Source organism: Streptomyces tibetensis, assembly GCF_040647715.1.
Classification (GTDB): domain Bacteria; phylum Actinomycetota; class Actinomycetes; order Streptomycetales; family Streptomycetaceae; genus Streptomyces; species Streptomyces tibetensis_A.
The window spans coordinates 345,283-358,399 of record NZ_JBEZCR010000002.1 but is presented as its reverse complement, the minus strand read 5'-3'; the positions used below and the strand labels follow the sequence as shown (position 1 = coordinate 358,399).

13 protein-coding genes and 1 pseudogene are annotated in these 13,117 nt (G+C 71.3%); 5 read left to right on the top strand and 9 right to left on the bottom strand.

The features are described 5' to 3' along the window. Positions 1 to 192: 192 nt before the first annotated feature. Entirely contained in the window at positions 193 to 804 is a 612-nt protein-coding gene (locus AB0B29_RS06250) for a response regulator transcription factor (protein ID WP_003948568.1), read from the bottom strand. Positions 805 to 1,184: 380 nt separating this feature from the next. Between AB0B29_RS06250 and AB0B29_RS06245 the strand changes: the two genes are divergently transcribed. Beyond that, positions 1,185 to 1,514, top strand: coding sequence for a WhiB family transcriptional regulator (locus AB0B29_RS06245; RefSeq protein ID WP_344459293.1), 330 nt, complete (start codon positions 1,185 to 1,187; stop codon positions 1,512 to 1,514). Between the two features lie 62 nt (positions 1,515 to 1,576). Here AB0B29_RS06245 and AB0B29_RS06240 read toward each other — a convergent pair whose 3' ends face one another. Beyond that, complete coding sequence (locus tag AB0B29_RS06240; protein WP_362234632.1) at positions 1,577 to 2,476, bottom strand: LysR family transcriptional regulator; 900 nt, start codon at positions 2,474 to 2,476, stop codon at positions 1,577 to 1,579. 79 nt (positions 2,477 to 2,555) lie between these two features. Between AB0B29_RS06240 and AB0B29_RS06235 the strand changes: the two genes are divergently transcribed. The 3 genes from AB0B29_RS06235 (at position 2,556) to AB0B29_RS06225 (ending at position 4,884) form a co-directional block, all read left to right on the top strand. Further along, complete coding sequence (locus AB0B29_RS06235; RefSeq protein WP_362234629.1) at positions 2,556 to 3,224, top strand: MOSC domain-containing protein; 669 nt, start codon at positions 2,556 to 2,558, stop codon at positions 3,222 to 3,224. A 94-nt stretch (positions 3,225 to 3,318) separates the two neighbouring features. After that, entirely contained in the window at positions 3,319 to 4,092 is a 774-nt protein-coding gene (locus AB0B29_RS06230) for an SDR family NAD(P)-dependent oxidoreductase (protein ID WP_362234627.1), read from the top strand. Between the two features lie 84 nt (positions 4,093 to 4,176). Then, on the top strand, positions 4,177 to 4,884 hold the full coding sequence (locus AB0B29_RS06225; RefSeq protein WP_362234624.1) for an ester cyclase: 708 nt from the start codon (positions 4,177 to 4,179) through the stop codon (positions 4,882 to 4,884). Positions 4,885 to 4,956: 72 nt separating this feature from the next. Here the strand turns inward: AB0B29_RS06225 and groL are convergent, their stop codons facing one another. The 4 genes from groL to AB0B29_RS06205 all read right to left on the bottom strand — a co-directional run bounded on the left by groL (position 4,957) and on the right by AB0B29_RS06205 (position 8,858). After that, positions 4,957 to 6,582 carry a chaperonin GroEL gene (gene groL / locus AB0B29_RS06220; RefSeq protein WP_362234622.1) on the bottom strand — a complete coding sequence of 542 codons (1,626 nt, stop codon included), beginning with the start codon at positions 6,580 to 6,582 and terminating at the stop codon, positions 4,957 to 4,959. A gap of 116 nt (positions 6,583 to 6,698) precedes the next feature. After that, positions 6,699 to 7,007, bottom strand: a complete 309-nt coding sequence (gene groES / locus AB0B29_RS06215; RefSeq protein ID WP_003974211.1) for a co-chaperone GroES — start codon at positions 7,005 to 7,007, stop codon at positions 6,699 to 6,701. 169 nt (positions 7,008 to 7,176) lie between these two features. After that, the gene (locus AB0B29_RS06210) at positions 7,177 to 7,926 is read right to left on the bottom strand and encodes a polysaccharide deacetylase family protein (protein ID WP_362234619.1); all 750 of its coding nucleotides are present in this window, start codon (positions 7,924 to 7,926) and stop codon (positions 7,177 to 7,179) included. Continuing rightward, positions 7,923 to 8,858: a polysaccharide deacetylase family protein gene (locus tag AB0B29_RS06205; RefSeq protein ID WP_362234617.1), complete on the bottom strand. Its 936-nt coding sequence runs from the start codon at positions 8,856 to 8,858 to the stop codon at positions 7,923 to 7,925. Before AB0B29_RS06205 ends, AB0B29_RS06210 begins: the two co-directional genes overlap by 4 nt. A 248-nt stretch (positions 8,859 to 9,106) precedes the next feature. On the opposite strand from AB0B29_RS06205, the gene AB0B29_RS06200 reads away from it, so the two are divergent. Beyond that, a complete protein-coding gene (locus tag AB0B29_RS06200) occupies positions 9,107 to 10,276 on the top strand; it encodes a THUMP-like domain-containing protein (RefSeq protein WP_362234614.1) in 1,170 nt (389 codons plus the stop codon). Between the two features lie 28 nt (positions 10,277 to 10,304). Here the strand turns inward: AB0B29_RS06200 and AB0B29_RS06195 are convergent. From AB0B29_RS06195 to AB0B29_RS06185, 3 genes and pseudogenes are all read right to left on the bottom strand, one after another. After that, positions 10,305 to 10,529 (bottom strand): annotated as a pseudogene (locus AB0B29_RS06195) (YciI family protein); the annotation flags it as partial. A gap of 129 nt (positions 10,530 to 10,658) precedes the next feature. Next, positions 10,659 to 11,708 (bottom strand): LCP family protein, encoded by a 1,050-nt coding sequence (locus tag AB0B29_RS06190; RefSeq protein WP_362234612.1) that lies wholly within the window; start codon positions 11,706 to 11,708, stop codon positions 10,659 to 10,661. 258 nt (positions 11,709 to 11,966) lie between these two features. Continuing rightward, positions 11,967 to 13,037, bottom strand: coding sequence for a LacI family DNA-binding transcriptional regulator (locus AB0B29_RS06185; RefSeq protein WP_362234609.1), 1,071 nt, complete (start codon positions 13,035 to 13,037; stop codon positions 11,967 to 11,969). Positions 13,038 to 13,117: the final 80 nt, after the last annotated feature.

Genomic DNA, 13,117 nt, shown 5'->3' with positions numbered 1-13,117 from the left:
TCCCCGACCGCGGCCTTCCGGGCTCTCGTCCCTGCCCGCGCAGGGACAGAACTCCGCCGTCCGCCGGCTCCGGCATGCGTGGTCGCGGCTCCCGCGGGGGCATCCTCATGCCCCCGCTCACCGGCCGGGGGCGGGGCCCCCGCCTCGGAGCCGACCCGGTCCGAAGGACGGGCGTGATCCGAACAACAGCCCCTAGCGCACCAGACCCCACCGGAAGCCGAGCGCCACGGCGTGGGCCCGGTCCGAGGCGCCGAGCTTCTTGAACAGGCGCCGGGCGTGGGTCTTCACGGTGTCCTCGGAGAGGAACAGCTCGCGGCCGATCTCGGCGTTCGAGCGGCCGTGGCTCATGCCTTCGAGGACCTGGATCTCACGCGCCGTGAGCGTGGGCGCCGCACCCATCTCGGCCGAGCGCAGCCGGCGCGGGGCGAGCCGCCAGGTCGGGTCGGCCAGGGCCTGGGTCACCGTCGCGCGCAGCTCCGCGCGGGAGGCGTCCTTGTGCAGGTAGCCGCGGGCACCGGCGGCGACCGCGAGGGCCACGCCGTCCAGGTCCTCGGCGACGGTGAGCATGATGATGCGCGCACCGGGATCGGCGGACAGCAGCCGCCGGACCGTCTCGACGCCGCCCAGTCCGGGCATGCGTACGTCCATCAGAATCAGGTCCGAGCGGTCGGCCCCCCAGCGGCGGAGGACTTCCTCGCCGTTGGCCGCCGTCGTCACGCGCTCTACGCCGGGCACGGTCGCCACCGCACGACGGAGCGCCTCTCGGGCAAGCGGGGAGTCGTCGCAGACGAGGACGGAAGTCATGACCGCCCTCCGCAGCTGATGCACGTCACCTTGAGCCTCCAGGCTGGTACGAAATCGTCACCTGTGCGGTCGACCGTCTCGGACGCAGGTCCGAGCACTTGTTCCTTCAACCGCCTCGCACTCTCAACGACGGTCACCCGAAAGAGTTACGGGGGCGGCTGCCCTCTTCGGCACTCTACGTGAGGGGGCGGACACGGTGCAGACATGCACAGCAGACCCTCGAACTTTCATCACAAGCTATGCCCCATTCAGACCCATTTCTTCCGCTTTGCCAGTGTCTGGAGCTAGATTCGCAATGAGTCATATTTTCATCTCCTTAGATCGTAGTTGTACGGTCGTAGACACCGGATCCGCCCAAAACGGCTACAAGGGGTCACGTAATGGCAGATTTCTCCCGCCTTCCCGGACCGAACGCGGACCTGTGGGACTGGCAGCTGCTGGCTGCCTGTCGCGGGGTGGACAGCTCGCTCTTCTTCCATCCGGAGGGTGAGCGCGGTGCGGCGAGGAGCGCTCGTGAGAACTCGGCCAAAGAGGTCTGCATGAGGTGCCCGGTGCGCGCGGAGTGCGCTGCTCACGCCCTGGCGGTGCGTGAGCCGTACGGCGTGTGGGGCGGGCTGACCGAGGACGAGCGCGAAGAGCTGATGGGGCGGGCGCGCAACCGGCTGGTGTCGGCGTCGGCACCGGGTGGGCACACCGCCTCGAACACCTGAAGGAACGTTTCTGCACAGAGGCACGCGCACGCGTGCCGTTGGTTTTTGACGCGAGTGGGCCGCTACTGGCGACGGGCGGCCCGGGCCAGCTGGTCGAGTGTCGCCGCCACGGCCGGGACCTGTGCGAGGTCGGGCAGGGTGAGCGCGACGATCTCCCGCCGCACCGCCGGTTCCAGCCGCACGGCGCACACGCCCCGGGGCCGGACCGACTCGACGGCCAGCTGGGGAAGGACGGCCACGCCCAGGCCGGCCCCGACGAGCCCGACGACCGCGGGGTAGTCGTCGGTCGCGAAGTCGATACGCGGGGTGAAGCCGGCCGCCGCGCACACCTCGACCAACTGTCCGCGGCAGCGCGGGCAGCCCGCGATCCACGGCTCCTCGGCGAGCTCGCCGATCGCGACGGACTGCGCGCCCGCGAGCCGGTGGCGCTCCGGCACGAGTGCGACGAGCCGGTCCGACAGCAGCGGTCGTACGACGAGGTCGTCCCACTCCTCCGCACCGGCCGCCCCCTCGTAGCGGAAGGCGAGCGCCACGTCGCAGTCGCCCTCGCGCAGCAGCCCCACGGAGGCGGGCGGCTCGGCCTCCTCCAGGGAGACACGGGTGCCGGGGTGCGCCTCGCGCAGTGCGGCGAGGGCCGTGGGGACGAGGGTGGAGCTGCCGCTGGGGAAGGAGACGAGCCGGACCCGTCCGGCGCGCAGACCGGCGATGGCCGCGACCTCCTCCTCCGCCGCCGTGAGCCCGGCGAGGATCCCGGCGGCGTGCCGCACCAGGGCCTCACCGGCCTGGGTCAGGCGCATCTCGCGTCCGGTGCGGATCAGCAGCGGCGTGCCGACGGAGGTCTCCAGGGCCTTCATCTGCTGGCTCACGGCGGGCTGGGTGCAGCCCAGCTCGCGGCCCGCGGCGGAGAAGGAGCCGGTGGTCGCGACGGCGCGCAGGACGCGGAGATGACGAGCTTCGATCACGCTTCGAGGATAAGTCACCCTTTGAAGCCGATGCCGATAATGCGTCGACGCTTTGGGGGCGGTCGCCTACCGTTCGGGCATGAGGCTTCTGTCAGTGAATCTGGGCCGTGCCGAGGCCGTGCCGTACACGGACAACCCGGAGGGTGTGACCGGGATCGACAAGCGGCCGGTTCACGGGCCGGTGCGGGTGTCCGCGCCCGGGCCCAAGGGCGTCGGGGGAAGCGGACTGGCCGGGGACGCGGTGTGCAAGCTGGAGCACCACGGCGGCGACGACCAGGCGGTGTACGCCATGGCCCGCGAGGACATGGACGCGTGGGAGCGCGAGCTGGGCCGGACGCTGCCCGACGGCGCGTTCGGCGAGAACCTGACGACCCGCGGGCTGGACGTGTCCGGTGCCCTGATCGGCGAGCGCTGGCGCATCGGCCCCGAAGTGGTGCTGGAGATCACCTCCGGGCGGATCCCGTGCCGTACGTTCCAGGGCCATCTGGACGAGAAGGGCTGGGTGAAGCGGTTCACGCAGCGAGGCGCGCCGGGGGCGTATCTGCGGGTGATCGAGCCCGGGGAGATCCGCGCGGGCGATGCCGTCGAGATCGTGCACCGGCCCGGCCACGACGTGACCGTGGCCCTGCAGTTCCGGGCGGTGACGACCGAGCGGGAGCTGCTGCCGCGGCTGGTGGCCGCGGGCGATGCCTTGCACCCGGAGGTGCTGAGGACGGCCCGTGAGTACCAGGAGAAGTACGGTGCCTGACGGCCGCTCATCACGGTTGTCTCCACCGAGCCTTCACCACGGACGGGCCCCGGGGGAAGCGGACGCACTCAGTCCGGGTCACTAACCTTCTGCCATGACAACGGCTCTGATTACGGGATCGACGGCAGGCATCGGGGCCGCGTTCGCGCGGCGACTGGCGGCGGACGGGCACAACCTGGTGCTGGTGGCCCGCGACACCAAGCGGCTTCGGGAACAGGCGACCGAGCTGCACGACCGGCACGGCATCGAGGCGGAGGTGCTGACGGCCGACCTGGCCGAGGACAAGGGCATCGAGGCGGTGGCCGGGCGCCTCGGCGACCGCAAGAACCCCGTCGACCTGCTGATCAACAACGCCGGGTTCGGCAACAAGGGCCGCTTTCTCGACGTCTCCATGGCGGACGAACTGCGGATGCTGAAGGTGCACTGCGAGGTGGTACTGCGGCTGACGTCGGCGGCGACCGGGGCGATGCGCGAGCGGGGCCGGGGCGGCGTCGTCAACGTCGCGTCGGTGGCCGCCTTCGTCCCCCGCGGCACCTACGGCGCCTCCAAGGCGTGGGTCGTGCAGTTCACGCAGGGCGCGGCGCGTGACCTGGCCGGCAGCGGCGTACGGCTGATGGCGCTCTGCCCGGGGTTCGTGCGCACCGAGTTCCACGACCGGGCCGGGATGGGCACCGACAACATCCCGGGCTGGATGTGGCTGGACGCGGACAAGCTGGTGGCGGCGGCGCTGCACGATCTGGCGCGCGGCAAGACGCTGTCCGTCCCGGACCCGCGCTACAAGGCGCTGATGGGCGCGGCGAAGCTGGTGCCGCGGGGGATGCTCGGGGCCGTTTCGTCCAGGACGGGGCGGAAGTACGGCCCCCGGTAGGAGCCTTGGCCAAGAGGCGACGGGCCGCTCTGGTTGGGACAATGAAGCTGTTCAGCCGGACCCAGGGGGGCCGGAGGCGAGGCCATGACCTTCGTACAGCTCATCGAATGCAGGACCAGCCGGCTCGACGAGATGAACCGGCTGATGGACCGGTGGGTCGAGCAGACCAAGGGGAAGCGGACCGCGTCGCACAGCGTCGTGGCGACGGACCGGGCCGATGCCTCGCACATCGTGGAGATCGTGGAGTTCCCGTCGTACGAGGAGGCGATGCGCAACTCCGGGCTGCCGGAGACCGACCGGATCTTCCAGGACATGGTGGCGCTCTGCGAGGAGACGCCGACCTTCACGGACCTGGACGTGGTGCGGGACGAGCAACTGTACGCGGCCACCGCGCGCAGGTTCTTCGAGCTCGCGCCGGGTCAGGGGGACGCGCCGCCGTTCAACGACGTGTTCGTCGAGGACTACCACGACCACGATCCCGGCAACCCGCAGGACACCATCGGGCTGGACGCGATGCGGCGCGAGGTGGAGGTGTGGCGGGGCGGGTTCGACTTCTCGTTCACCATCGAGGACCAGGTGGCACAGGGCGACCGGGTGTGCACCCGGTGGTCCTGGAAGGGGCACCACCAGGGCGACTTCCTCGGGATTCCGCCGACCGGGAAGGACGTCACCATGACCGGGACGACCGTCCACCGCTGCACTCCGGACGGGAAGATCGCCGAGGGCTGGTGGCAGTACGACCGGCTGGGGCTGATGCAGCAGCTCGGGGTGCTCGATCCGCTGGAGCTGTGACCGGCAGGGCCTACGGGAGAAGCCCCCGTTCCGCCTGGGCGGAACGGGGGCTTCTGCTACGAGGTCGGTGCCTCAGTGGGCGTGGCCGTGGCCGTGGCCCGCGGCGGCCGGCTCCTCCTCTTCCTTCTTCTCGACGACCAGGGTCTCGGTCGTGAGGAGGAGGGAGGCGATGGAGGCGGCGTTCTCCAGGGCGGAGCGGGTGACCTTGACCGGGTCGATGACGCCGGCCTTGACCAGGTCGCCGTACTCGCCGGTGGCGGCGTTGAAGCCCTGGCCCTTGTCGAGCTCGGCGACCTTGGAGGTGATGACGTAGCCCTCCAGGCCGGCGTTCTCGGCGATCCAGCGCAGGGGCTCGACGGCGGCCTTGCGGACGACCGCGACACCCGTGGCCTCGTCGCCGGTCTTGCCGAGGTTGTCCTCGAGGACCTTCACGGCGTGGACGAGCGCGGAGCCACCACCGGAGACGATGCCCTCCTCGACCGCGGCGCGGGTCGCGGAGATGGCGTCCTCCAGACGGTGCTTGCGCTCCTTGAGCTCGACCTCGGTGGCGGCACCCACACGGATGACGCACACGCCGCCGGCCAGCTTCGCGAGGCGCTCCTGGAGCTTCTCGCGGTCCCAGTCGGAGTCGGTGGACTCGATCTCGGCCTTGATCTGGGCGACGCGGCCCTGCACGTCGTCCTTGTTGCCGGCGCCGTCGACGACCGTGGTGTCGTCCTTGGTGACGGTGATGCGGCGGGCGGAGCCGAGGACGTCCAGACCGACCTGGTCGAGCTTGAGGCCGACCTCCTCGGAGACGACCGTGGCGCCGGTGAGGACGGCCAGGTCCTGCAGCATCGCCTTGCGGCGGTCGCCGAAGCCGGGGGCCTTCACCGCGACGGCGTTGAAGGTGCCGCGGATCTTGTTCACGACGAGGGTGGACAGGGCCTCGCCCTCGACGTCCTCGGCGATGATCAGCAGCGGCTTGGAGGCGTTGGCCTGGATGACCTTCTCCAGCAGCGGCAGCAGGTCCGCGATGGCGGAGATCTTGCCCTGCGTGATGAGGATGTACGGGTCGTCCAGGACGGCTTCCATGCGCTCCTGGTCCGTCACGAAGTACGGCGACAGGTAGCCCTTGTCGAAGGCCATGCCCTCGGTGAAGTCCAGCTCCAGGCCGAAGGTGTTGGACTCCTCGACGGTGATGACACCGTCCTTGCCGACCTTGTCCATCGCCTCGGCGATGAGCTCGCCGACCTGCTGGTCCTGGGCGGACAGCGCGGCGACGGCGGCGATGTCGGACTTCTCGTCGATCGGGCGGGCCGTCGCGAGGAGGTCCTCGGAGACGGCGGCGACGGCGGCGTCGATGCCCTTCTTCAGGGCGGCCGGGGAGGCACCGGCGGCGACGTTCTTCAGGCCCTCGCGCACGAGCGCCTGGGCGAGCACGGTCGCGGTGGTCGTACCGTCACCCGCGATGTCGTTGGTCTTGGTCGCCACCTCCTTGACCAGCTGGGCACCGAGGTTCTCGTACGGGTCCTCGACCTCGACCTCGCGGGCGATGGTCACACCGTCGTTGGTGATGGTGGGGGCGCCGAACTTCTTGTCGATGACGACGTTGCGGCCCTTGGGGCCGATCGTCACCTTGACCGTGTCGGCAAGCTTGTTGACGCCGCGCTCGAGGGCGCGACGGGCGTCCTCGTCGAACTTCAGGATCTTCGCCATGGGAGCGTGAGCCCTCTTCCGGAATCTGGGATATACGGCACTGCGCCCCGGGCGCCCGGCTTCTTATCGATCGCGGGGGCCAGGGGCGCAGTTCAAAGCAATGTGCTTGGGGTGAATTACTTCTCGACGATCGCGAGCACGTCGCGGGCCGAGAGGACGAGGTACTCCTCGCCGTTGTACTTCACCTCGGTGCCGCCGTACTTGCTGTAGAGCACGACGTCACCGACGGAGACGTCGAGCGGAAGACGGTTGCCGTCCTCGAAGCGGCCCGGGCCCACGGCCAGGACGACGCCCTCCTGGGGCTTCTCCTTGGCGGTGTCCGGGATGACCAGGCCAGAGGCGGTGGTCTGCTCGGCGTCGAGCGGCTGGACCACGATGCGGTCCTCGAGCGGCTTGATGGCAACCTTGGAGCTGGTGGTCGTCACGATCCGACCTCCCCCTTCGGAGATCTCACGGGGTTAACTGTCTGAGGTGGCGACCAGGTGGATCCGTCGTCGCGGGTGCCGGACCTGCCCGTCGCTGTGTTGGCACTCTCCAGTGGGGAGTGCCAGAGCCGAGACTATGACTGCGATTAGCACTCGGTCAAGCGGACTGCTAATTACCGACGGCGCGTCGGGCCGGTCTTCTCTCCAGGTGGTCCTCGAGCCGCCCCACCCGCAGCCCCCTCGCCTCGATCTCGCGCAGCAGTCGCACGGTGCGTTCGGCCAGGGTCGGCGGCCCCGTCCCGTCCGACGGCACCGAGACGATGTCACCGGGCCGCAGGCCGGGCTCGCCGCGGGCGTAGGTCAGTTCGCCCTCGGCGTTCAGGGACGCGCGCCACAGGACGACCGCGGTGATGCCGCAGTCGGCGGCGGCGCGCAGGGTCGTGGTGTCGTAGGTGCCGTAGGGCGGGCGGAAGAGGCGGGGGACGATGCCGAAGCGGGCGCGGAGTTTGCGCTGCTGGCCGCAGATCTCGGCGCGCTGGCCGGCGTAGGGCAGGCCGCGCAGGGCGGGGTGGTCGAGGGTGTGGTTCTGGATGGACGCGCCGACCGCGCGCAGCCGGGCGAAGTGGCCGTAGCCGGGTCCCACGACGGTGTCCGTGAGGAACATGCTGACCGGCAGCCGCCGTTCGCGGACGAGGCCGACGAAGCGGGGGTCGCGTTCGGCGCCGTCGTCATAGGTGAGGAAGACGACGGGTTCGCGGATGGCGACGTGGTCCACGACGGGCGGCAGCCGGCGCGGGTCGGTCACCCCGCGTGCCGGGTCCCGGGCCCGGTCGTCGCCGGTGCCCGGCCGTTCAGCCGCCGCCCCGGAGCAGCCGGCCAGCAGGACCGCGCACAGCAGTACGGCGGCCTGGCGCCTCACAGGTAGTCCTCCAGCCGCCCGACCGTGTACCCCTGGGCCGTGACCTTGTTCAGGAAGCGGCGGATCATGTCGGCCATGGTGCCCTTCCACTGGTCACGACCCCGGAAGTGCGTGAGGACGATGTCGCCCGGGTGCAGCTTGCGGCCCCCGTCGCGGTACTCCCAGTGGTCGGCGAAGACCTCCTCGTTCCACAGGGGCACGTACGCGATGCCGCATTTCCTGGCGGCCCTGAGGGTCGCCCGGTCGTAGCTGCCGTAGGGCGGGCGGAAGAGGGTGGGGCGTTTGCCGAACCGCATCTCCATGTAGCGCTGCATGCCGCAGATCTCGCGCTTCTGCTTCCGGTAGGACATACCCCGCAGGTTGGGGTGGTTGAGGGTGTGGTTGTGCAGGACCACGCCCCGGGACTGCATCTTCCGGAAGTAGGGCGTGTCGTTCCTGACCAGGTAGCCGCTGAGGAAGGCGCTGTACGGGACGTCCAGGTCGCTCATCATCCGCAGGAACGACGGGTCCTTCTCGGCGCCGTCGTCGATGGTGAGGAAGACGACCTTGTCCTGGGTGGGGATCCTGGTGAAGACCGGCGGCAGGTCCAGTTCCCGGTGGCCGTCCACCTCGAAGCCCTTGCGGGTCCTCATCCTGGGCTTCTTCGCGGGCGCGGGCGGGGCGGCCGACGGGGTCCTGCGCAGGCCCCAGCGGTGCGCGGCGGCGACCCGGGCGGCGTGCGCGGCGCGCAGCTTGTCGGCGTAGGAGTCGAGCGCGCGGGCCGGGGCTGCGTCGAGGGGCTGCTGGCCGCCCGCCGGGGTGACCTGGTCGCCGCCGTCCTGCGCGCAGCCGGAGGCGATGGCGGCGAGGACGAGCACGGCGAGGACGATCCGTACGCCGACGAACGCCGGTCCCGGTGCCCGACTTTTGTCATTTTGTACGACTGCTCGCATGGTGCCGGATCCTCGCAGCCCGCTGCCCTGAACCCACCCCGACACCACGACCGGGCGACTCATCATCCACCGACCGGCCCACACGACGGCGGGACCCGCGAGCACCACCGCCGGACGACTCACCATCCGACGACCCGGTCGCACGACAGCGGGACCCGTGGGCGGCAGGCCCCGGGCAGCGCTCGCAGCGGGGCGGTCGGCATCGGACCGGCCACCGCCCCCTGTTTCGCGTGGCCGACAATGATCCGGTGAACGACCTCGCCCTCCTCCTCACCCCCGAAGGCCGCGCCCTCCTCGACGAGGTGCGGGACACCGACCCGGCGCAGGAGCTGGCCGTCGCGACCCGGCTGCGCCGCGAGCACCCCGCCGAGCTGGTGTCGGCGGCGCTCGGCCAGGCACGGCTGCGGCAGCGGGCGGTGGTGAAGTTCGGGGCCGAGGACGCGGGCCGGATGTTCTTCACGCCGAACGGCGTCGAGCAGTCGACCCGGGCGAGCGTGGCGGCCTACCGGGCCCGGCGCATGGCCGAGTCGGGCATCACCTCGGTCGCCGACCTGTGCTGCGGCATCGGCGGTGACGCGATCGCGCTGGCCCGCGCCGGAATCCGGGTCCTGGCCGTGGACCGGGACCCGCAGACCGCCGCCGCGGCCCGGGCCAACGCGGACGCGCTGGACCTGGCCGGGCTCGTCGAGGTGCGCGAGGCGGACGTGACGGAGGTGGACACGGCCGGTTTTGACGCCGTCTTCGTGGACCCCGCCCGGCGCGGCGGACGCGGCCGGATCTTCGACCCCGAGGCCTACTCGCCGCCCCTGTCCTGGGCGGTCGCCGCCGCCCGCCGGGCCCCTCGCGTCGCCGCCCTGAAGATCGCCCCCGGCATCCCGCACGAGGCGGTCCCCGAGGACGCCGAGGCCGAGTGGATCTCCGACGGCGGGGACGTCAAGGAGGCGGTGCTGTGGTTCGGCACCGAGCCGGGGGCGGTCCGGGCGACCCTCCTGCCGGGCCCCCGCACCCTGCTCTCCCGCGGCCTGCCCGACCCGGACGTCCGCCCGCCCGGCCGCTACCTCTACGAGCCCGACGGCGCCGTCATCCGCGCCCACCTGGTCGCCGAGGTGGCCGACCGGGTCGACGGCGGCCTGCTCGACGCGACCATCGCGTACGTCACGGCCGACGCCCTGCGCCCGACCCCGTACGCCACGGCCTACGAGATCACCGACCACCTGCCCTTCAACGTCAAGAAGCTGAAGGCCCTCCTGCGGGAACGGCAGGTCGGCACGCTGACCGTGAAGAAGCGGGGCTCGGCGGTCGAGCCGGAGGAGCTCCGCAGGAAGGTCAAGCCGCAGGGCCCGCACGCGGCGACGGTCTTCCTGACCAGGGTCGCGGGGGCACCGGCGATGCTCATCGGGCACCGGGTGCGGGCGTAGCCGCCACGAGTGCCTGTTCCTCATCGGGCTCCTTGGACTCGGTGAACGGCCCGTCGGTGACGGACAGCTGCCCACCCTCCCAGGTCACCCGGCTGCCGTCCGAGGTCGGCGTCAGCCCGGCCGTGTCGAGCATGACCCCGGCCTTGGTGATCTCCTCCAGCAGCTTGCCCATCCGCTCCATGAGCTCAGGGCTCGGCCCTTCTGCGGGGGCGTTCTTCTCGTCGATGCGGATCAGGGTGAGAAAGCGCGGCACGGTGACTCCTCGGGATGTGCGGAGCGGGGCTCTTCCCCGCTGTCACCCTTGCGTCGATCGGCGGCCCGCTGGATCGACACGCTCGCCGGATTTTCTTCGAGGATTTTCCCCGGAACGCGTCCGCGCAGGTCAGCGCAGCGACTCCCACAGCTTCCCGGCCTCGGGTTCCTCGGCCACCACCCGGTTGGGATCCGACGGGGCCTGCACCACGGGCATCATCACCGTCCGTACGCCGCTCGCCGAGAGGCCCCGCAGGCTCTGCCCGAGGCGGGTCAGTTCGGCGAGGGAGTCCAGGCCGGTGTCGGTGGTGAGGCCGGCGGTGACCGTGTCGGCGACGCGGTACAGCTTGGCCGGGTCGGTGAGCAGGTCCTCGGAGGAGATCTGCTCCAGCAGGGCCTTCACCAGCTTCTGCTGAAGGCCGATACGGCCCAGGTCGCTGCCGTCGCCGATGCCGTGCCGGGTGCGGGCGAGCGCGAGGGCCTGAACACCGTCCAGGTGGTGGGTGCCCGCCTTCAGCCGCAGGTGACTGTCCTCGTCGGCGATGTCCTCGTCCGTGGTGACGGTGACGCCGCCCAGCGCGTCGACCAGCCGGGCGAAGCCGGAGAAGTCGATTTCGAGGTAGTGGTCCATGCGGACGTTCGTCATCGCCTCGACCGTCTTCACCGCACAGACCGGACCGCCCACCTCGTACGCGCTGTTGAACATGGACTGGTGGGCGACCCGCGTCGAGCCACCGGAGGGGCTCGGGCAGGCCGGGCGGGTGACCAGGGTGTCGCGCGGGATGCTCACCACCGTCGCGCTGGTCCGCCCGGCGTCGAGATGGACGACCATCGCCGTGTCGGATCGGGCGCCCGAGCTGTCGCCGCCGCCGAGCCTGCGGTTCTCCTTGCCGCTGCGCGAGTCCGAGCCGAGGACCAGGATGTTGAGGGCCTCGCTCGGCACGGCCGGGGCCGAGGGCGAGGGGGTGGTCACCGGCTTCGGCGGCCGGTTGTCGCCCAGCGCGCTGTCGATGTCGACGCCGGTGATGTTGTCGCTGAGATGCCAGTAGGCCCAGCCGGCCGCCCCGGCACCGAGCACCAGCGTCCCCGCCAAGATGAGGCCGGCGATCCTCAACGCTCTCGACCGCCGGCCCGCTTCTGTGCCCTGGTCCCCGTGATGTCCCGTCACGAGCAGGAACATAAGTCCGAATTATTACGGGCAGGGAGCGCAGGGCGGCCTTTCTTCGGAAATTCTCAGATTTCTGGCGCCGGGCCCGCCCCACCGCCACCACGGGAACCGGCCGACACGGAAGCCGGGCCGGGTGCACCCACTCCCGCGCACCGGTCGTACGCCCGGGCGAAGCCGCCGGACACCGGCGATCCTGGTCCTTCGAAAGTTTCGCGGGCGAAGCCGATTGACTTCGGCGCGGGGCGAAAGCGTCCGAAACGCCCGGCGGCACTACACCGGACGCTGCGCCGGCCCCGCCGTACTGCTGCGCACCACCAGGCTCGTCGCCAGCTCCACGCGGGTCGCCGCCAGGGTCTCCTCGTCCCGCCCGAGGTCGAGGAGCAGCTTGGCCGCCGCCTCGGCCATCTCGGTCAGGGGCTGCCGTACGGTCGTCAGCGGCGGCCCGACCCAGGGCGCCACGGGCAGATCGTCGAACCCGACCACGCTCAGGTCCTCGGGGATGCGCAGCCCCAGCTCACGCGCGGCCTCGTACAGCCCGAGCGCCTGCAGGTCGTTCCCGGCGAAGACCGCGGTCGGCCGGTCCGGCCGGCGCAGCAGCTCCAGGCCCAGCCGGTAGCCGGCCTCGTGGTGGAAGTCGCCGCTGGCGATCAGGGCCGGATCCACCGGAAGCCCGGCCGTCTCCAGCGCGGCCCGGTAACCGTCGATCCGGGCCCGGCTGCACATCATCTGCGAGGGTCCGCTGATCGCGCCGATCCTGCGGTGCCCGAGCTCGACCAGGTGCCGGGTGGCCGCGAGACCGCCCTGCCAGTTGGTCGCGCCGATGGACGGCACGTCGGCGCCGGGGTCGCCGGCCGGGTCCATCACCACGAACGGGATGGACCGGCTGGTCAGCAGCGCCCGCTGCGACTCGTCGAGCCCGGACAGGACCAGGATCACCCCGTGCGGCCGACGCGCGGCGACCTGGTCGGCCCAGGTCCGCCCGGGGGTGAGCCGCCCCGCGCTCTCGGACAGCACCACACTGAGGCCGGCGTCCCGGGCGACGTTCTCCACACCCCGGATGACCTCCATCGCCCAGGCGCTCTCCAGCTCGTGGAAGACCAGGTCGATCAGGGGCGAACGGGTCGCCTCGGCACGGCGTCGCCGGTAGCCGTGGACGCGCAGCAGGTCCTCGACGCGGGCCCGGGTGGCCGGGGCGACGTCGGCGCGGCCGTTCAGGACCTTCGAAACAGTCGGCGCCGACACACCGGCCTCACGGGCGATCTCGGCGAGCGTCGCGGTCTGCGCGGTACGCCCCTGCGTCCGGTTCTGCGTCCGGCTTTCAACGGGCTCCGGGGATGTCATGGCGGCGATCGTAACCCTGCGGGCCCCCTTGACGAAGTCCTCACACCGCCATAGGTTCCCGGAACATTCGAAGTTCATAA